The 19,144-nt window shown below is 36.2% G+C and carries 20 protein-coding genes and 1 riboswitch; of the genes, 1 reads left to right on the plus strand and 19 read right to left on the minus strand.

Annotated elements, in window-relative coordinates; genetic code table 11:
* Nucleotides 1-6 precede the first annotated feature (6 nt).
* The 16 genes from MHH96_RS05155 to yeiL all read right to left on the minus strand — a co-directional run bounded on the left by MHH96_RS05155 (nt 7) and on the right by yeiL (nt 14,135).
* A complete protein-coding gene (locus MHH96_RS05155) occupies nt 7-663 on the minus strand; it encodes a FusB/FusC family EF-G-binding protein (RefSeq protein WP_047940964.1) in 657 nt (218 codons plus the stop codon).
* Between the two features lie 127 nt (nt 664-790).
* On the minus strand, nt 791-1,066 hold the full coding sequence (locus tag MHH96_RS05160; protein ID WP_047940965.1) for a CD3324 family protein: 276 nt from the start codon (nt 1,064-1,066) through the stop codon (nt 791-793).
* A gap of 226 nt (nt 1,067-1,292) precedes the next feature.
* Nucleotides 1,293-2,273 (minus strand): LLM class flavin-dependent oxidoreductase, encoded by a 981-nt coding sequence (locus tag MHH96_RS05165; RefSeq protein WP_328283388.1) that lies wholly within the window; start codon nt 2,271-2,273, stop codon nt 1,293-1,295.
* A gap of 37 nt (nt 2,274-2,310) precedes the next feature.
* Nucleotides 2,311-3,306, minus strand: a complete 996-nt coding sequence (locus tag MHH96_RS05170) for an LLM class flavin-dependent oxidoreductase (protein ID WP_328283389.1) — start codon at nt 3,304-3,306, stop codon at nt 2,311-2,313.
* Nucleotides 3,307-3,397: 91 nt separating this feature from the next.
* Nucleotides 3,398-3,700: a DUF3219 family protein gene (locus MHH96_RS05175; protein WP_047940968.1), complete on the minus strand. Its 303-nt coding sequence runs from the start codon at nt 3,698-3,700 to the stop codon at nt 3,398-3,400.
* Between the two features lie 50 nt (nt 3,701-3,750).
* Nucleotides 3,751-4,848 carry a sensor histidine kinase gene (locus MHH96_RS05180; protein WP_328283390.1) on the minus strand — a complete coding sequence of 366 codons (1,098 nt, stop codon included), beginning with the start codon at nt 4,846-4,848 and terminating at the stop codon, nt 3,751-3,753.
* Nucleotides 4,848-5,525 carry a response regulator transcription factor gene (locus tag MHH96_RS05185; RefSeq protein WP_047940969.1) on the minus strand — a complete coding sequence of 226 codons (678 nt, stop codon included), beginning with the start codon at nt 5,523-5,525 and terminating at the stop codon, nt 4,848-4,850. The genes MHH96_RS05180 and MHH96_RS05185 overlap by 1 nt, the downstream gene beginning before the upstream one ends.
* A gap of 100 nt (nt 5,526-5,625) precedes the next feature.
* On the minus strand, nt 5,626-6,441 hold the full coding sequence (locus MHH96_RS05190; protein ID WP_047940970.1) for an ABC transporter permease: 816 nt from the start codon (nt 6,439-6,441) through the stop codon (nt 5,626-5,628).
* A complete protein-coding gene (locus tag MHH96_RS05195) occupies nt 6,438-7,448 on the minus strand; it encodes an ATP-binding cassette domain-containing protein (RefSeq protein ID WP_095258314.1) in 1,011 nt (336 codons plus the stop codon). Before MHH96_RS05195 ends, MHH96_RS05190 begins: the two co-directional genes overlap by 4 nt.
* Nucleotides 7,449-7,719: 271 nt before the next feature.
* Nucleotides 7,720-8,061: a zinc ribbon domain-containing protein YjdM gene (locus MHH96_RS05200; protein WP_047940971.1), complete on the minus strand. Its 342-nt coding sequence runs from the start codon at nt 8,059-8,061 to the stop codon at nt 7,720-7,722.
* Between the two features lie 84 nt (nt 8,062-8,145).
* Complete coding sequence (locus MHH96_RS05205; protein WP_047940972.1) at nt 8,146-8,643, minus strand: LURP-one-related/scramblase family protein; 498 nt, start codon at nt 8,641-8,643, stop codon at nt 8,146-8,148.
* Nucleotides 8,644-8,884: 241 nt separating this feature from the next.
* Nucleotides 8,885-10,156: a globin-coupled sensor protein gene (locus MHH96_RS05210; protein WP_053215592.1), complete on the minus strand. Its 1,272-nt coding sequence runs from the start codon at nt 10,154-10,156 to the stop codon at nt 8,885-8,887.
* Between the two features lie 467 nt (nt 10,157-10,623).
* Nucleotides 10,624-11,376, minus strand: a complete 753-nt coding sequence (locus MHH96_RS05215; protein ID WP_144544979.1) for an ATP-binding cassette domain-containing protein — start codon at nt 11,374-11,376, stop codon at nt 10,624-10,626.
* A gap of 18 nt (nt 11,377-11,394) precedes the next feature.
* Nucleotides 11,395-12,141, minus strand: coding sequence for an amino acid ABC transporter permease (locus MHH96_RS05220; protein ID WP_095320380.1), 747 nt, complete (start codon nt 12,139-12,141; stop codon nt 11,395-11,397).
* 64 nt (nt 12,142-12,205) lie between these two features.
* Nucleotides 12,206-13,042, minus strand: a complete 837-nt coding sequence (locus MHH96_RS05225) for a transporter substrate-binding domain-containing protein (protein WP_144544981.1) — start codon at nt 13,040-13,042, stop codon at nt 12,206-12,208.
* Nucleotides 13,043-13,149: 107 nt separating this feature from the next.
* Nucleotides 13,150-13,331: riboswitch (Lysine riboswitch) on the minus strand.
* Between the two features lie 132 nt (nt 13,332-13,463).
* Nucleotides 13,464-14,135: a transcriptional regulator YeiL gene (yeiL, locus tag MHH96_RS05230; protein WP_144544983.1), complete on the minus strand. Its 672-nt coding sequence runs from the start codon at nt 14,133-14,135 to the stop codon at nt 13,464-13,466.
* Nucleotides 14,136-14,218: 83 nt separating this feature from the next.
* On the opposite strand from yeiL, the gene MHH96_RS05235 reads away from it, so the two are divergent.
* The gene (locus MHH96_RS05235) at nt 14,219-15,391 is read left to right on the plus strand and encodes an MFS transporter (protein ID WP_047940977.1); all 1,173 of its coding nucleotides are present in this window, start codon (nt 14,219-14,221) and stop codon (nt 15,389-15,391) included.
* 80 nt (nt 15,392-15,471) lie between these two features.
* Here MHH96_RS05235 and MHH96_RS05240 read toward each other — a convergent pair whose 3' ends face one another.
* From MHH96_RS05240 to MHH96_RS05250, 3 genes are all read right to left on the minus strand, one after another.
* Nucleotides 15,472-15,579, minus strand: coding sequence for a methionine/alanine import family NSS transporter small subunit (locus MHH96_RS05240; RefSeq protein ID WP_123258587.1), 108 nt, complete (start codon nt 15,577-15,579; stop codon nt 15,472-15,474).
* A gap of 1 nt (nt 15,580) precedes the next feature.
* A complete protein-coding gene (locus MHH96_RS05245; RefSeq protein WP_047940978.1) occupies nt 15,581-17,086 on the minus strand; it encodes a sodium-dependent transporter in 1,506 nt (501 codons plus the stop codon).
* A gap of 423 nt (nt 17,087-17,509) precedes the next feature.
* A complete protein-coding gene (locus MHH96_RS05250; RefSeq protein ID WP_047940979.1) occupies nt 17,510-18,958 on the minus strand; it encodes a DEAD/DEAH box helicase in 1,449 nt (482 codons plus the stop codon).
* Nucleotides 18,959-19,144: the final 186 nt, after the last annotated feature.

Consider the following 19,144-nt stretch of genomic DNA (forward strand, 5'->3'; position numbering starts at 1 on the left):
ACGTTCTCAGTAAAATCGACCCTCTGCGGTCAGTAAAAATTCTTGCAAATAAGCGGTATTGTCCATGTTCTTATTGCATTCGCTGCTATCTGTACAAATCAGGTTTCCGATAGCCTTGTAATAATCTGCATTTTTAGGTTTCTTGTCTTTGGTAATCGTTGAAAAATAGGCAACCTCTCCAAAGCTATTGCAGAAGGAACAAATATTTTTTTTATTAGTCGGCGTCATCTTCCCTTCCACCCCTACTAATTTCCCATCTAATTCATAAATGACAAATTTTCTATTAGACTTTCCATCTGTCCAGCTTAAATAGGTTAATTGATGAAGGTCTATTGTTGCAAAATCAGGTAATCTTAATTTCTTTTGCTTTGGGAATAATTTTTTTAGCTGCTGTTCTGTAATTTTTGGAAACGGCAATACATACTTAGCAAGTCGCTCTATATATTGTTCATATTCATCCTTTGTTTTCCATTTGGAAATATCCAATAACTCTTGCTGATCACTTGTTGCTTGGGGAAAAAGCTCGAAAATTTTTGCCTCAGCTAACTCCATTACTGCAGCTAACACTGTTTTAGGTAAACTTTTATTCATACTTTCTTTAATGTTGGAAATTTGCTTTTTGATAAAATTTAATTGTTCATTTTTTATAAATGCTTCTGTCATATTATTCTCTCCTATTAATGGATTATCCTCTCTTCCTATTTTAGTAAAGACACTCTATTTCTAAAATGGAAAAGATGACTAAGAAACGATTTTTACATAAAAAAACACTGATGAAAACTCACCAGTGCTATTCTTTATTTTTATGTGAATAGACGATTTTTTTAATTGTTTCTGTGGAGAGATGATATTCCTTCGCCAATGCTTGAACGGTGCTTCCATTTACAAAAGCTGCTTTTATCGCATTATTTCTGCGATCCAGCATTAATCTTCCCCCACTTGAAGTTCCCCACTTCTTATGAGCATTTTCTTGTTTTGGAATATATAGAGTCTCGCCCTGGACATATTTTTGAATTTCCAAAATAAGCTTTTCAGGTAAAACATTCATTGCGTTTGTATACTTCAAATTTGCCCGCTCCCTTATTTTTATTTTTGTCTAAAATAAGGTGCAAAGCCAAAATATTAGTCAGCGATAAAATTAGTTGTTTCGCCCCATGCAAAGTATCGCCTTTCCAATAATAGGCTTTGCATGAGTGGAAGTAGTATCAGACAATCGTATATGATTCTCCAACTGTAAGCACCCCCTTTTTTCATTATTATAGCTAATTTTATCAAGTGTTTACATGAAAATTTCAAAGAACTGCTTCTGCCAGCAGTGTATAGGATTGCATTTTTTCTTCAAAATCATAAATGTTCGTAATAATCATCATTTCATCGGTTTGGTAGACTTTACTTAATTGGAGCAGTTCTTCTTTTACTTTTCCCGGGGTTCCAATGATGGCCCGTTTGCGATTTTTTCTTATGATTGCTTTGTCTTCTTCCGAAAGCCTTATACTTTCCGCCTCTTCCTTTGAAAGAAGGAAAGTATCTTGCCCTTTTTCGATTGCTAACAGCCATAGATCTTGACTTAATGCCATTTCTTCGGCTTCTTCTTGGGAAGGTGCACAAACAACAAATACACATACATTTGCCTGCGGATTTGCAAGAAAACTAGACGGCTGGAAGTTCTCTCTATAATGCTGCATGGCAATACTTCCGCTAATGGGGTTTATAAAGTGGCCATAAGTAAAAGCAGTTCCCTTTTCAGCGGCTAATCTAGCTCCTCGCTGTGAGACACCGAGCATCCACATTTCCGGCTGCGTTTCAACAGAAGGATAAGCTTGAACCTCGTGATTAGGCGAAGAACCTATGAGAAATTCTTGAAGTGCTGTTACTTGGCGAGGAAATTCATTTAAGCTTTTTCTAACCCCATCCGTAAGGGCCAAGCGGGTTGGGGTAGACCCCCCTGGAGAACGACCCATTCCTAAGTCCATTCGATTCGGATAAAGTGCTTCTAACACTTTAAAGTCTTCTGCAATTTTAAAAGGACTATATTGGGGCAGTAAAACACCGCCTGATCCCACACGAATTCTGTTTGTCTGAGCGGCAATACTGGAAATAAGTATCTCTGGGGAGGTACCAGCGATGCCACTTGAGTTATGATGCTCCGCAACCCAAAAACGAGTGTAGCCAAGCTCCTCTGTTCGTTTTGCCAATTTAATGGTATTTGCGAGAGTCATGCTCGCATTCCCATTCTTACTTATTACAGATTGATCAAGTACACTTAACTTCACTTAAATACCTCCTTTCCCTTTCATCTAAAAAACTTTTTCACCAAACTTCCTTGGCAATTAGCTCATATGACTTTCTTCGACTCTCATAGCTATTAGTAATGGTTACAATCATGATTTCATCAGCACTGTAGACCGCTTGCAGCTCAGCCAATTGTTGTTTCACTTCTTTTGGGTTTCCAATCATCATCTTTTTGCGCATTTCTTGTATTCTTTCTTTCTCATCGCTTGTAAACGAATAATTTCTTGCTTCTTCCATAGTAGGAATGCGGTTATTTTTTTCACCTTTATCCGTTTGGATTTTTGATAGGAACCAGCTTAAAGCAAGCCCTTCTGCTAGTTCGGAGGTTTCAGCGCAGATAACCGATACAGTTATGATAGCTTGTGGTTTTTGGAGACCGCTGCTCTGTCGAAATGCATTTCTGTATGTATTGACAATCTCGATTCCATCTTTGTCACTCATAAAATGGCCAAATGCATAGGCAGTCCCATAACTTGCTGCTTGAATAGCACTTTTTTCACTGGTTCCAAGGATCCATGGAACAGGAGGTATATCTGGAAGAGGATGTGCTGTTATTTTTGAAAACATCTGATCTGTTGGATAATTATTATATAAAAAATGGAGAAGATCTTTAATTGAGCTAGGCATATTTCGGACATTTTCTAAAAAATTCCCAGAAAGAGCTATCGAAGCTTCGGCCGATCCACCAGGTGCCCGTCCTATTCCTAGATCAATCCGATCGGGAAATAACGTTGCAAGCATATTAAATGTTTCTGCTACTTTATATGGTTTATAGTGTGGCAATAGTATGGCTCCTGCCCCAATTCTTATCTTTTCTGTATTGGCTCCGATATACCCAAGCATCACTTCTGGGGCAGAACTAGCAAGACCAGGGAAATCATGGTGTTCTGCAATCCAATATCTTGTGTATCCCAATTTTTCACCAGATTGAGCAAGCTTCATCGATTCTTTAAGTGCCTCCTGCGCGCTCTTCCCAGATAATACAGGTGCTTGATCTAAAATACTTAATTTCATATAGATAACCGCCCTTTCCGTTTATAGAAGCAAAAAAACAGATCGCTCTATCCACTTAACGGTGATCTGTTTTGCCAAACCCCTTCTAAATTTATTCCACTTCCATTAATTTTAAAGAGAAATCACTAGTACTGTCTTCATCAGAGAAATTGGTATAGGAGGTGGAATACTGATTAATTTCCCCTCTAAATTCCAATGACTTATCAGGAATGCTGACATCGAATATATTCTCATATAAAAACTTCGTAACTACGTGGTATTCTTCCCCACCTCTTACTTTAAACTCAAAGCTTACTACCGTTAACAGCTTCTCTGATTTTTTACTTTTCACCTTTTCCTCTTTAAAATTTGAAACCGTTAATGCAAAATCATTTAAGAAAACCTTATTGACCATTCTAATCGCTCCTTGTTTAAAAATGAGGGACGGTTTCTACTGAGGTCGGGCTAATTGATCTCCGTAGAGCCGTCCCTCTGCTTTCCTATTTTTACTGTTATCTCTGTTCCTTTTCCTATTTGGCTTTTGACTTGGATTTCGCCTTTATGCAAGTCTATGATTTTTTTGACAATAGAAAGACCGAGGCCGTTTCCTCCTATATTTCGATTTCTTGATTTATCTGCTTTATAAAAGCGTTCAAATATATGCATGAGCGAATCCTGTTCCATGCCAATTCCTGTATCTCTTATTTTAACAGTAATAACCTTATTCTCCGATTTAAATGCCTCGACTGTTATAGTACCTCCTTTTGGCGTGAATTTTATACTATTATGAAGTAAGTTAATCCACACTTGATCAAGCATTTCTTCATCTGCCATAATTGTTATGTTCGCAAGAGAGATATCCATATCTATTTCTTTTTCTGTCCATTGTGGTTCATTGGCAAGAATAATTCGACGAAGCTGTCGATCTAATCGGTACTCTTTTTGCTCCAAAGGTAAATGCTCTGATTCTAAAGAGGTAAGTTTTAATAGGTTTTCACTTAATTTGGACAAGCGGATGCTTTCCATTTCAATGATGTCCAAATAGTGATTGCGTTCTTTTGGACTCAAATCATCATTTTTCAAAGCATGAGCAAACCCACTAATAGAGGTTAAGGGAGACTGAATTTCATGAGACACATTGGAGATAAATTCCTGACGCATTTCCTCCATTTCTCCTAATTTTTCTGCCATATGACTAATATTTGTTACTATTTGATAATAAGGATGATCATTGTCACCTTCTCTAAACTGATTTTTATAATAGGAAAGGTCAATATTAAAATTTCCTTCTGCTATCATTTTGATTGCTTGAATGATTGGGTATAAGTGTTTATCCTGTTTGGATCTAATCCACGGAATTTTTGAGATAACTGCTATTATGCATCCGAAGAGAAAGAATCCGGCAATTGAATTAATTAATTGTCTGATGAATTCGCTTGGAGATACTTGGTTTGCTTCATAAAACCATGCTGTTAACCAATAGGATAAGGACCAGCATACCATTAGAAAAATAATAATTGCAAAAATGCCTGCTATTCTTTTCATCCATTGTGAGAACTTCACTATTTAACCTCCAATCGATAACCAAGACCGCGAACTGTCGTTATTTTAAAGGGACAGTCCTCTTGGGCAAATCGCTGCCTTAGACGTTTTATATGAACATCAACGGTGCGCTCATCCCCCTCATAATCATAGCCCCATATATCTTCAATTAATTGTTCCCGCGAAAAAGTTTTCTTTTGATGGGTTGCAAGCTTAAATAATAATTCAAATTCCTTTAAAGGTAATGTAATTTCAGCAACTCCAATAGAAATTTTATAGGTGTCTCGATTAATCACGACATTTCCTATCTCAATCTGATTGGAAACATTAATTTGGTAGCGCTTGAGAAGTACCTTCACCCTAGCAACTAACTCAGCAGGAGCAAAGGGCTTTACTAAGTAATCGTCCGCTCCTAGTTCAAACCCTCTCACTTTTTGTGTTGTTTCTCCTTTTGCTGTCAACATCAAGATTGGCATTGTCTCTGGGTAATAGGTTCGCACTTCACGGCAAAGTGTCCAGCCATCCATATTCGGCATCATAATATCAAGAATAATTAAATCTATTTTTGCTTGCTCGAGTATAGACATCGCGGCTTCTCCATCTTCTGCCTCCATAATAGAGAAGCCTTCCTTTATTAAAATGACACGGATTAATTCTCTAATATGTGGATCATCATCTACGACTAGTATTTTCGCCATATTATCATTCCTTTAAAAAAAATAAGGAGAACCGCTAATTTCATAGCCGTTCTACTTCATAGATTATTCTCTTTATTCTACCATTTAATCCTTCAAAAACTTATGCGCGTCTCATATAAGCCCTTACTGTAATCGGTGCAAAAATAGCTACTATTACGGCTGCTCCAACAAGAGAGATAGTGAAATCCAAGCCAATTGTTCCCGCGTTTGTTAAATCCCTAACTGCTGTAACTAAGTGAGAGATAGGATTAATTTTTACAAACCACTGAAGGAAATTAGGCATAGTATCAGCTGGAACAAAGGCATTGGACAGAAATGTTAATGGAAACAAGACAATCATAGAAATTCCTTGTACACTCGAAGCAGTTCGTGAAATAACACCCAAGAAAGCAAATATCCAGCTAATCGCCCAAGAACAAACAATAACAAGTATTCCTGCCAAGATTACAAAGCCTATACCACCATCTGGTCGATAACCCATAATATATCCCATCGTAAACGTAAGAGTTGTGGCAATGGTATAGCGAATAGTATCAGCAAGCAATGCTCCTGCTAAAGGAGCAATTCTGGCAATCGGCAAAGACTTAAAGCGGTCAAACACGCCTTTATCCATGTCCTCCCTGAGCTGGACACCTGTTACCACTGATGTTGTAATAACAGTTTGAACGAGAATTCCCGGAATAATAACCGGTAAATAGTTTTGCACATTGCCAGAAATAGCTCCGCCAAAAATATACGTAAACATAAGAGTAAAAAGAATCGGCTGTAAGGTAACATCTGATAATTGTTCAGGTGTACGCTTTATCTTAAGCAAACCTCTATAAGCCATTGTTAATGAATTTCGCACTGCTTGACGAAAAGTGGAGTTTCTGTAAACTTTTTGTTCTCTGGTTGGTTTTAATGTAGTACTGCTCATACTAATCCCTCCCCTTTACTAGATTTATCTACATTTGCATTAGAACCAGTAATAGCTAGAAATACTTCATCTAATGTTGGCTTTTGCACACTTAATTCAGCCAATGGAATGCCCGCTGTCTTTAATGTCATAAGCAAATCGGTTACTTTATCCGCATCAGCCATTGGCGCTGTAATTTTTCCACCTTCTGCTGATACAGCTGATTGAACGTTAAGCACACGTTCCACAATCAGACGAGCTTCCTGCATATTTTGTTCGTTTTGGATACTTAAGTGTAAGGAGGAAGTCCCGATAGATCCCTTCAACTCATTCACTGTACCTTCTGCGACCACTTTTCCATGATCGATGACCGCAACTCGATCTGCAAGTTCATCTGCCTCTTGCAAGTACTGTGTTGTCAGCAGGACTGTTGATCCCCCCTTTACTAATTTCCTGATTGTCTCCCACATTTGATTACGCGTTCGTGGATCAAGTCCAGTAGTTGGTTCGTCTAAAAAAATAAGTGGCGGCTGTGCAATAAGGCTCGCAGCTAAATCTAGTCGTCTCCGCATTCCTCCTGAAAAATTTTTCAATGGACGTTTTGCTGCTTCTGTTAAGCCAAACTCTTCTAGTAATTCCATTGCTTTACGTTTTGATTCTGTCCGCCCTAAACCTAATAAACGAGAAAAAATAATTAAGTTCTCTGTCGCGCTTAGGGACTCATCAACAGAGGCATATTGACCTGTTACACCAATTAATTGGCGTACCAATTGCGGCTCCCTACCTATATCGTAGCCGAAAATCTTTGCAGAACCTGCATCTGCCTTCAGCAATGTTGCAAGCATTCTAATTGTAGTTGTTTTTCCCGCCCCATTAGGACCAAGCACCCCATAAATAGAACCTGTGCGAACCTGTAAATCCACTCCATCTACAGCACGGTTATCACCAAATACCTTTACCAGCCCTTCCGCTTCCACAGCCAGTTCTCTACTATCTATAATCTTTTTATTATTAGTCACTTGATTCAAAGTAAATCCTCCTCTATTCATCTTATAAAGTGATAATAAATTACAAATATGAACTAAATATGAACTGGAATAAAGAGATAGGTCGAAGCAATGACAGAAGTCTTTTTGTGAATGAAAATAGATCTCTATTATCAATAAACCTATCTATTTTTAGTGGCAATATTAAATGTATCTTTTTTTGAAATAAGCGCAAAAAGACGGTTCTACCGGGGGCAATAATATTAATTGCCCTCTAGTAGAACCGTCTTTTGACTGCCTTGGCCTTAAAAGTCTATACTTTCTTCACAAATTCCGATTTTAATTTCATTGCTCCAAATCCCGCAATTTTACAATCAATATCATGATCGCCGTCTACTAAGCGAATACTTTTTACCTTTGTTCCTTGCTTTAAAACTGATGAACTCCCTTTTACTTTAAGATCCTTGATAACCGTAACGGTATCTCCATCATTCAAAACATTTCCATTTGCATCTTTGATAACTTTGCTATCATCATTTGCCTCCATATTACTATTGAATGTCCACTCATGTGCACATTCCGGACAAACTAAAAAAGTTCCATCTTCATATGTATATTCAGATTCGCATTTTGGACAATTAGGCAAGGTGCTCATTATTTTATTCCTCCACTGGTTAATTTGTCTTTAAAAATATTATTATAACAAAAAGAAGGAAGCACCCCTATGCTTCCCTTTTCATTAATCTACAGAGGCAGAAGATGTAGCAGCTTGGTCTGCTTTTACACAATCAATTGCAACAACCAAAGCAATCAGTATCGCTTCCATTTCTTCCTTCAGTATTTGCACTTTATAGCTATCTCCCCAGGTAAACCACTCTTTGCTTACCCTGCCGACTTCTTCCCCATTCTGAAAAACGCGAAAATCCATATCCCACCAATTCCCACTTACTTCAATGCCAGCAGCATCAATGGTATAGCGGGATTTAAAGAAAGAAAACTCTTTGTTAATCGTTAAAACATTTTCCCCATTGATTTCTATATAAAACTTCGGTAAAAAGCTAAAGACCTTTTTGGTAATTAGGGCAATTTCATTATTGTTTGCATCCTTTATGGAAAAGGTTTTAGGGATTTTAAAAAAGCTTCCTTCCACATAATAAACATCTTTTTCCTGTTGATCCTTGACTGTAAATTTTTCATTAAGGCTAAAAATCTTTTGCTTCATATAGAGTTGTTTCATTCAGTGCCTCCATAATTAAAATAGTATCCTTTTCTCTACGAAAAGCCATCGGCTAAATCTACTTTCGTATAAAAGAGATGTTATCCTTATATTCAACACTTTATGACATAATACCTTTCTTATTCACTCATAAAAGCAGCGGCATAAAACCAGTTATCTTCTAGTTAAATTCTTGTTTATCTTTTCCTATGATTTATTTTAATTTCTTGATATAATTCTCTAATTCAATTCATTTATTTGTTTAGTTAGCTAACATTTCAGCTGAATGAGTTATTTCATTTGTTGCTTGATAAAGTTGATTGACAATTAAATCACTGTTTTTTATCTCGGTAAATATTATTTCTGTTTTTTCTTTTGATTGCTGAACCGCATGGACAATTTGATTAAAAAACTCGATTGTTTCTTCCGTGATTTTTTGGTTTTTTACGATATCCTCATTAAAATCGGTAACTGAAATATGCACTTGTTTCACTTGTTGAGAAATATCCTTCACTAAAGAACCAATTTCTTCTGTAGATTGTTTAGTTAAACTCGATAATTTTCTAATTTCCCCTGCTACAACTGCAAATCCTTTGCCTTGTTCTCCTGCACGAGCGGATTCAATCGATGCATTTAATGCCAGAAGATTGATTTGATTAGCAATAGAAGTTACTACGTCTACTATACTATCAATCCTTTGGCTAACCATACTCATTTTCCTGATTTCATCTTGCAGAACAAGAATCTGATTTCTTATTAAACTGGCGGACTCTTTTTCTTGGCTCATTCTCCCTTTTCCGTCTTCAGATAATTCTTCTACCTTTTGAATGGCTTGCCCTCCATCTTTAGTGAGTATTTGAATTTTTTCAAATTGGCTGATGAGCTCTTTTAAAGAGGCACTTGTTTCTTCCGAAATTGCTGATAACTCATGAGCGGTTTCTTTCATTGTTTCCTGTATTTTTTCTTTTTCTGCTTCTTTTACTTTACGAAGAGACTCTTCCCTCAATTCATAGGATTCTAATACCAATTGTTGTTCTAAACTAAAGATTTTTTGGAGAGAACTAACAGCTTCAAATAATTCCGCTTTATTTTTAATTTCTTTGTAGAAAACTTCTATAATTGTATTCAGCAGCTGTTGAAAGGCATTAACATACCACTTCGTTCCTAATCCGATTTTGACATGGACATGGGCAATTCTTTTTCTCTGCATGACGTAAGATTCATTTACCTTCCCAGAAAATATTTCTTTAATATGGTGGTATAATGTTTTTCCAAGTTTTTCAACATTGCTATAGGTATTAATAATTGTAATTAAGGAAGGTTCCTTCCCAATAGTTTCATAAAATGAATCTACTAGTTGCTGTGCTTCTCTTTCTATAATTGGCTGCAAAACAAATAATCGCTTCACATCTAGCTCTGTTAATCCAATCATTTCAATTTGGGTTTGTAATTCTTTGGGCAAATTAAAATCAACTTGTATGGTTCCTAAAGAGGAAAAATATAATTCTTCCTTTTTCTTTCCTAATAAGAGCATAATGAGGTCTCTCCTTGTTTGTTAGAAAATGTATATTTATAACTATTATACCATTATATATATAGGTAAATGGACTTATTGATGTATATTGATATAATTAAAGATTCCATTTTTTTATAAACCTTATTTATAATTAACTATTTATTTAAAAATAAAATTGACTCATCCAATATGAAAAACACCATTAAATTATTATACAAAAATAACATTGAAACTATAATTCCATTTATAAATGGCCATAAAAAAAGAGAAGCCCATTGACTTCTCTTTATCTAGTTATGTTATGTTATCTAATCAACCTTGTCACTACTGATGCCATGCTTCACCATTTTTCTCTCTAAATCACCGGAAACTATTTCTCATCATAGAAGAAATTAGAAAATTATACTGCTTTCTTTCGATTCTTTTAACAGATGATTTACAATTTACAAAAGAGAACCACTATAACAAGTCTTTCCATGAAAGTACTATAGGCTGACTTGTGGCTGTACAATGGTGCGCTTTAAGAATTCTTTCGTACGTTCTTGTACAGGATGGTGGAAGATTTGTTCCGGACTTCCTTCTTCCGCAATAACGCCCTTGTCCATGAAGATAACTCTGTTTGATACTTCTTTTGCAAATTCCATTTCATGTGTTACCACTATCATCGTTAAGCCAGAATGTGCAAGCTCCTTCATGACCTTCAGTACTTCTCCTACCATTTCTGGATCAAGAGCTGATGTAGGTTCGTCAAATAGCATCACATCAGGATTCATGGATAAGGCTCTTGCGATTGCCACACGCTGCTTTTGACCGCCTGATAATTGTTTTGGCTTCGCATTAATATACTTGTCCATTCCCACAACATTTAAGTAATGCATTGCTACTTTTTCGGCCTCTTCTTTAGAGCGTTTTAAAACTTTTATTTGGCCTACTATACAATTGTTCAGTACATTATGATTGTTAAATAAGTTAAATTGCTGAAATACCATCCCTAAATTTTTTCGGTAGACCGCAACATCATGTTTTTCATCTAATATATTTTCGCCATGATAGAATATCTCCCCGCCACTTGGCTTTTCTAATAGATTTATACACCGAAGAAGCGTTGATTTACCAGAACCAGAGGAACCAATGATCGAAACCACTTCACCTTTATTAACGGAAAAATCAATATCTCTTAATACCTCATGTTTCCCATAGGATTTATTCAAATGCTTGATATCAATAATTTTGTCCAACCTTATTCACCTTCTTCCTTATTTTAATTTACCCCTTAATGGTTGTGAATCTGTTCCGATAACAGTGTAGCTATCGGACCCTTCTAACTTTCTCTCCATATATAACAATATTCTCGTAACAATAAAGGTCATTACAAAATAAATTAGACACGCTACGAAGAATGACTCAAAATACTTAAAATTATTTCCAGAAATTGATTTTGTCACAAAATATAATTCAGTAACAGAAATAACGTTTAATACAGAGGTATCCTTAATATTAATAACAAATTGGTTACCAGTTGCAGGTAAAATATTACGAATGACCTGTGGCAATACAACGTTCCACATTGTCTGCACATGATTCATTCCAATCGCATGCGCTGCTTCAAACTGCCCTTTATCAACAGAAATAATCCCCCCTCGAACGATTTCTGCCATATAGGCACCTGTATTAATGGAGACTACAATGATTGCTGCAGCAAAAACATTCATGTCTATACCAAATGCTAGCGCAGAACCATAATAAATCACCATTGCTTGAACAATCATTGGTGTTCCACGGAAGAATTCAATATAGATAGACAGGATGATATTAATTACTTTTAAAATAAACTTTTTTATGCCGCGTTCCGGTGTTGGAATAGTGCGGATAACCCCCGCAATCAATCCAATAGCAGCTCCAATAATGGTCCCTATCAAGGCAATGATAAGCGTTAACCCAGCACCACGAAGAAACATCGGCCAGTTTTCTGAAATTATTTTAATGATCCACTCAAGACTCATTTTTTCTCCTCACTTACTGTATAAAACCGCCTGTATTAAGATATACAGCCGGTTTTGTTCTTTTTTATTCTGCTGCTGGTTGATTTTTGATTGCATTATCCATCAAGCTTGTACGTTCTTTCTCTGGGATATCTGCTAAGATTTTATTAATCTTCTCTGTTAAATCACTATCCTTTTGCAGCCCTACAGCAATGGATGTGTCTTCTTCTGATGTTTTAAATCCTTCCTTAAATTCAACCATTGCAAATTTATCATTTGCTGTTGACGCACTAACTGCTTCAGGACGTTCTGATACGTAGCCATCAATAACACCAGACTCTAAAGCAACCCTCATGGCTGGGAAGTTATCCATAGCTGTCTTTTTTTCTACCCCTTCAATTTGGTCAATGACAGAATAGTGAAAGGTATTTAGCTGTGCTGTAACTTTAGCACCTTTAAAATCCTGAATAGAAGAAGCCTTTTCATACTTGCTGCCTTTTTTTACTACCATTACTAAATTTGATTTATAATAGCTATCTGAAAAGTCAACAGTTTCTTTACGGTCTGCAGTTGGTGACATCCCTGCAATAATAGCATCTATTTTCCCTGAAACTAACGCTGGTACTAGCCCGTCCCATTCTGTTTTTACAATGACTAATTCTTTTCCGAGACCTTCAGCCACTTTTTTAGCAATTTCTACATCATATCCACTAGCATATTCTGAAGATCCTTTGATTTTAACAGCCCCATTGGAATCATCGTTTTGTGTCCAGTTAAAAGGAGCATATCCTGCTTCCAGTCCTACTCTAAATGTATTGTCATCTGATGATCCAGAAGCTTGCTTATCACTTGCTCCACAGCCTGCCAATAAAAGCATGGCTGAGACCATTAAAACCATCATCATTAATAATTTGTTTCTCATGTTGTCTCTCCTCCTATTTTTCTTTCAATCTACTAAAACAAAAAAACGACCTGAGATCAACTCAGGTCGTAGTATATGCAATAGCCCTAAAGTCCTCTCTTTATCCCAAATGAGATAGCACAACTCAATAAACTAGGCGTTTATTGAGACAGTCCTGCAGCTCTTAACTACAGACCCAGCATGTAATACGGAGAAATATTACAAACTTCGGCGACATTTCCTTCTCCTTAGCATCATAGCTTCTCAAACTCCACTAAAGACTGTTAAATATCGCGCCTCTACCTCACTGTAAAAAAGTGAGGTCTTATTCAATTAATTTTAATAGTACCGTATTTTGGCAAGATTCGTCAACACGTTTTTCCTTTCTAGTTTTTTCCTTATTTAATTTCACCCTGTCTCGTTAAAAAATTTTTCCTGTGGATTATTTATTCTTTAACGCCTCTGCAAGTTTCCTTAAAGACTGATATTCTTTTATTTGATAATTTCTTCCGTTCTTTTGCAAATATTGTTTTTCACAAAATTTTGTAAGCATGTATAACAAATGGCGATAGGATACCCCTAAATAATCACAAACAATCACATGTTTCTCCTTATAAATTCCATTGTCTGCCGTTTGCAAGATAAAGTCTGCAAGTCTATTTTCAAGGGGAAAAGCAAGGGTTTGCGAATACTTAGCTGCCATTACTGTTGCCTTTTCACTTAAAAACCTTGTAAGCTCACGCAAAAACTTAGCATCCTCCAACAATTTTGTTCGATAATAATAAAACGGAAGAGCAAAACAAATAACTTTAGTTGATGCTTGTATGCCCTTTGTATAATACACATCATGCAGTAATTCCATTTCGCCAATATAATCATTTGCATTAATGAAATTTATTAAAGATACCTTTCCATTTTGATGTGTTACATATATTTTCGCTTTTCCTTCCATTACAAAAAATAAATAATCCGGTCTCATTCCTTCTTTTATAATCCATTCATCCCGCTGGTATTCATGAATTTCTATATACTCTTCTACTTGGAAAGAAAATAGATCAGCAATTGAATTCCTTGTTAAAAATTGCTGCTTTTTATCTCCTTTGTAAATTTGCATCTTCTGCCTCCATAAATAAGAGATATCTCCTATTATTTATCTTTACTTCTATGATACCATGCAAATGAATGAGGAGGATAAGAATGAATACACAACGATGGATGAGTACACGTTTTTTTAGTTTTTTTATGACTTGGGGAATATTCCTGCCTTATTGGTCTGGCTGGTTAATTTATACAAAGGGAATCTCCGTCTCACAAGCCAGCTTCATTATGAGTCTTGGCTTAATCGCTAGAGGGCTGTCAACATTATTTGCCTTTCCTTATTTGTCGGAGAAATTTAGTAGTAAAACGTTATTAAATATAATGGGCGCCGGCACACTTGTCTCTATTAGTGGTTATATGCTAACAAACTCTTATTCCGGTCTATTAATCGTAACGGTTATTTTACATCTATTTTATCCAACTCTAATGCCAGCTTTAGATAGTGCCGCGAGTGTCCTTGTGCAGAATAAACAATTAAAACACTATGGGAGAAGCCGCCAATGGGGATCTATTGGGTTTGTTTCAGTAGGAGTCATATTAACTATTTTTACAGGTAAGTTCGGGGATGAGATCATTTTTTGGGCTCTCTTACTAGGGATTATTAGCTTTGTAGGTCTTAGTTTTATGAATGCACCTGCAATTTTAGCGAAAAAACCACAAGTTAAGCCAGCAGAAAAAATAAGTTTGCTGCAATTATTTCGCATCAAACATTTTATTTTAGTACTTATTATTGTCATTTTGCTTCAAGCAGCCCATGCTGCTTACTATAATTATGGCTATATTTTTCTTCAGGATATACATGCACCTATTTATCTCATTGGAGTAATCATTAACATAGCCGTCATTGCAGAAATCATCTTTTTTTCCATAGCAGATAAACACTTTAGTAGATTCTCTGTCGGTACGTTATTGGCAATAGCAGCAGCTGGTTCTTCTCTGCGATGGATAATCATTTTTGCGTTTCCTAATGTCATTGTTTTCTGCCTAACGCAAACTTTACACGCCTTTTCATTTGCGATGGGACATTACGCCTTTATGAAATATTTGATCAACAATATTCCACAGGCACAAATCCCAAAAGCACAAGGCATATACTCAGCTCTCGCTCTGAGCTGGAGCACTGCCGTATTCACCATGCTTGGAGGCTTTTTATACGAAATAGAACCAAGATATGCCTTTCTTGGTATGCTAGCTTGCAGTCTGCCAGCAATGATGGTTGCACTGATTTATCAAAGGCTAGAGCAGCGAAAACAAGCTTGGATTTCTAATTGATATACCCTTCTTACCAACCAGCTTTTCTGTTGCTTTATTTAAAAAGGATTGGCCACTATGATAGACCAATCCTTTTATCATTATTTAGCCTTTTTGGATACTCTTACGACGTTAAAAATGCTGGCTGCTAAACCACCCCAGAGGATGATCATACCCACTATCATCATAGTGATTGCACTAGCTGACATATCAAGCAACCTCCTTATTTCTTTCTAGAGCTATATTCGCATTCCATTTTTTTCTAGATAGAAGAACTCCAATAATAATGCTCAGCACAACAACAAGTACACCGGCAGTCAGAATCAATTCTGTTGGATATCCTCCGTAATTTTCTCTTAAGTTTTGGCGAATATTATCAAACATCATATAGCCTAGAACAATGGGTGTTATAACACTTAAACAGAACTTCCACCATGCACCAATACGCAAGTCAGAAATAGCATTCGTATGTGACTGTAATCCGTTTAACCCTCTAAAGAACCATGCAATTAAGATTACTTCTACAAATCCTGCCGTAACAATCCCAAAGTTATTAATAAAGTAGTCCACTACATCCAGTAAATATAAACCACCATTTGTTGCGAAAAGCAGGGAGATAACTGTTGCAGCAATTCCACTTGTTAATACTGCTTTTGTTCTTGATACATTAAATTTCTCTTGCACACCTGCTATGAAGGTTTCCACGATTGATATCATGGATGTCAAACCGGCAAAAACAAGAGAAAGGAAAAATAATACTCCAAATAATCCGTTCATACCAGGAAATTCATTGATGATGCTTGGGAAAACCACAAATGCTAGTCCAATTCCACTGCTGACTACATCTTGGACCTCCACACCTTGTTGGTTAGCCATAAATCCAAGAGCAGCAAAAACACCGATCCCCGCTAATAATTCGAATCCAGAATTTGCAAATGCTGTAATAAACGCATTATTATTGATATCTGATTTTTTTGGTAGATAGCTAGAATAAGTAATCATGATGGCAAAACCAATCGATAAAGAAAAGAAAATTTGCCCATATGCAGCAATCCAAACTTTTCCGTCCAAAATCATATCCCAGTTTGGCTTAAAGAAAGCATTCAAGCCTTGGGCAGCTCCATCTAATGTTAAGGCACGAATAACGATTACCAAAAACATCACAATAAGAACAGGAAGGAATATCCTATTTAATTTTTCAATGCCTTTAGAAACTCCACGATACAATACAAATAACGCTACAACCCATACAAAAAGTACTGGAATGACAATACCAGGAACTAACCCGCCAATCGTTCCAGCTGTATCTGCTCTCTTTAAAACATCATTGAAAAAGAAACTTTCCGGATTTGAACCCCATTGGGTCCCAAATGAATAAATAGTGAACTTAATAGCCCATGCGACAATGACAGAATAATAAGTACAGATGACAAAGGCAATTAACAACTGCCACCAGCCAAGCCACTCTGCTTTTTTATTTAAACGGAATAGAGAAAGTGGTGCGGAACCACGAAATTTTTGTCCGATAGTGAATTCTAATATTAATATTGGGATACCTGCTGTTAAGATCGCAAATAAATAAGGTAAGAAAAATGCTCCTCCCCCATTCTCATAAGCAACTGCTGGAAACCTCCAAATATTTCCTAAACCAACTGCTGAGCCTACAGCCGCCATGATAAAGCCATAGCGCGACCCCCATTGCTGACGTTGTTCCATAAGATGACCTCCAATTAAACTATTTTTTGAAAAGATTCAGATAGTTTAGTTTTTTGCATTCTATTAATATAGGGGTTATTAAGATGAATGTCAAACTACTTTTTGAAGTTTTTGTCGAAATTTAGGTGGTTATTTTTCCCAGGCTTTTATAGTGTGATATTTTCCCTCTTTTTAAAAGAAAAAGTAGTATAAATACTTTAGTAATCTGTGTAAATTTGATTAGGACAATTGTTCGCGTTTTTTATTCATTTTAAGAAAGAAGTTAGTAGTAATCATCCGCAGACTGAATACACTTTGGTTTCATGGGACGAGCTTTGTAGGGGGGCTCGAACTATCTCACAGCTCCCCTAAGAGTCTATGCGTATTCAGTCTGCTCCATTTTTTTTAAATTAATCTTGACTGCGAACTGTTCTAAAGCCTTTGTCAGTCCTTCTTTGCTTCATATACCTTCAAGGATTTACCCTTAATTGGTGTATTCTTCATCTTTTCGAGCACGATACGTCCTTTATCATTCAAAATCTCTACATACGAAAAAGTATCCATAATCGTTATAATCCCAATATCCTCTGCTGATACCCCTTCAATTTTTGCAATTGTTCCAACAAAGTCCACTGCTCGAAGCTTCTTTTTTTTACCGCCATTAAAGTATAATTTCATAATATGTTTATTTAATTTCTCATTTTTTGCCTTTTTAATCGCCGGCTCAACCTTCTTTTTTGCCTCAAAGTCAGATCGCTTATCGGCAACTTCCTCCTCTGCAGGAACAGCCCTTGTAGGAATTTTAAAGCCGATATATTCTTCTATCTCCTGTAAAAACTTCTCTTCAAATGGTGTCATGAAGGTAATGGCTCTTCCTTGTTTACCTGCTCGTCCAGTTCTTCCAGTACGATGAACATAGCTTTCCTTTTCTAAAGGAATATCATAGTTGATCACATGGGTGATATTATCAATATCAATTCCTCTTGCAGCTACATCTGTCGCAATTAAGTAGCGGAATTCTCCCCTTTTAAAATCATTCATAACATCCAGTCTATCTTCCTGTACCATCCCGCCATGAATTTGATCACAGTTATATCCTAAGTCCGTTAATTGATCACTCAGCATGTCCACCCTATCTTTTGTCCGACAAAAGATAATACAACTATCAGGATTCTCTACAATCGTTATAGCTTGAAGAAGAGAGAATTTTTCTTTTTCCTCTACTCTTATAAGCGTATGGTCAATTTTATCGGTAGTCAGTCCATTTTCCTTGATTTCAATGTCAATAGGTGTCTTCATATAGCGCTGGGATAGCTCTTTAACTTCCTCCGGCAACGTTGCTGAAAACAGCATAGTTACTCTTTTTTTTGGTAAAGCCCTGATTATTGCCTCTACCTGTTCAATAAATCCCATGTTTAGCATCTCGTCCGCTTCATCGATCACAAGATAGTTTAATTTTTCTAAGGTCAATGTTCCTCTCTCGATATGATCTAATACGCGACCTGGAGTACCAACTACTACATGTGTTTTTTGCTTTAATTCTGTTTTTTGGATGGCAAACGGCTGTTTTCCATATACAGCTGTTGCTTTAATCCTCTTCAGTCTTCCTATATCAATAAAGTCATCTTTGACTTGAACAGCAAGTTCTCTTGTTGGTGTTAATATTAACGCTTGTGGTTTATTCTCTTCCCATTCCACTAATTCACAAATAGGAATTCCATAGGAAGCTGTCTTACCACTTCCAGTTTGGGATTTTACAACAAGATCAATCTTTTCTAACACAAGGGGGATAACTTTATTTTGAACCTCTGTTGGATTTTTATATTCTAAACTATCTAGAGCTTTTACTATTTGATTACTTAAATTAAATGCATGAAAACCTTTTCCACTCATAACAAAGCCTCTTTTATTTTGGATTATTCTTTTATTATTTCCGTAAGCTCCTATTATACGCTATTTTTCACTTGATTCTCCTTGAATATTTAAAATGACGACCTTAAATGAACTATATTGTCATTCATTCATCTTAATTTCAAAATACACTTTGTCGAAATAGAAGAAGACGATCCACTTCATACG

It is taken from the genome of Niallia sp. FSL K6-0212 (genome assembly GCF_038007605.1).
GTDB classification, from domain to species: domain Bacteria; phylum Bacillota; class Bacilli; order Bacillales; family Cytobacillaceae; genus Niallia; species Niallia circulans.

Excerpts from the sequence above, each read along its gene's own strand:
- MHH96_RS05220 (WP_095320380.1), bottom strand. The coding sequence starts at position 12,141 with ATGAGTCTTGAGTGGATCATTAAAATAATTTCAGAAAACTGGCCGATG.
- MHH96_RS05250 (WP_047940979.1), bottom strand. The coding sequence starts at position 18,958 with ATGAGTGGAAAAGGTTTTCATGCATTTAATTTAAGTAATCAAATAGTA.
- yeiL (WP_144544983.1), bottom strand. The coding sequence starts at position 14,135 with ATGCAAATTTACAAAGGAGATAAAAAGCAGCAATTTTTAACAAGGAAT.
- MHH96_RS05200 (WP_047940971.1), bottom strand. The coding sequence starts at position 8,061 with ATGAGCACCTTGCCTAATTGTCCAAAATGCGAATCTGAATATACATAT.
- MHH96_RS05240 (WP_123258587.1), bottom strand. The coding sequence starts at position 15,579 with ATGTCAGCTAGTGCAATCACTATGATGATAGTGGGTATGATCATCCTC.
- MHH96_RS05155 (WP_047940964.1), bottom strand. The coding sequence starts at position 663 with ATGACAGAAGCATTTATAAAAAATGAACAATTAAATTTTATCAAAAAG.
- MHH96_RS05225 (WP_144544981.1), bottom strand. The coding sequence starts at position 13,042 with ATGAGAAACAAATTATTAATGATGATGGTTTTAATGGTCTCAGCCATG.
- MHH96_RS05190 (WP_047940970.1), bottom strand. The coding sequence starts at position 6,441 with ATGAGCAGTACTACATTAAAACCAACCAGAGAACAAAAAGTTTACAGA.
- MHH96_RS05245 (WP_047940978.1), bottom strand. The coding sequence starts at position 17,086 with ATGGAACAACGTCAGCAATGGGGGTCGCGCTATGGCTTTATCATGGCG.
- MHH96_RS05205 (WP_047940972.1), bottom strand. The coding sequence starts at position 8,643 with ATGAAACAACTCTATATGAAGCAAAAGATTTTTAGCCTTAATGAAAAA.
- MHH96_RS05210 (WP_053215592.1), bottom strand. The coding sequence starts at position 10,156 with ATGCTCTTATTAGGAAAGAAAAAGGAAGAATTATATTTTTCCTCTTTA.
- MHH96_RS05175 (WP_047940968.1), bottom strand. The coding sequence starts at position 3,700 with ATGGTCAATAAGGTTTTCTTAAATGATTTTGCATTAACGGTTTCAAAT.
- MHH96_RS05170 (WP_328283389.1), bottom strand. The coding sequence starts at position 3,306 with ATGAAATTAAGTATTTTAGATCAAGCACCTGTATTATCTGGGAAGAGC.
- MHH96_RS05185 (WP_047940969.1), bottom strand. The coding sequence starts at position 5,525 with ATGGCGAAAATACTAGTCGTAGATGATGATCCACATATTAGAGAATTA.
- MHH96_RS05235 (WP_047940977.1), top strand. The coding sequence starts at position 14,219 with ATGAATACACAACGATGGATGAGTACACGTTTTTTTAGTTTTTTTATG.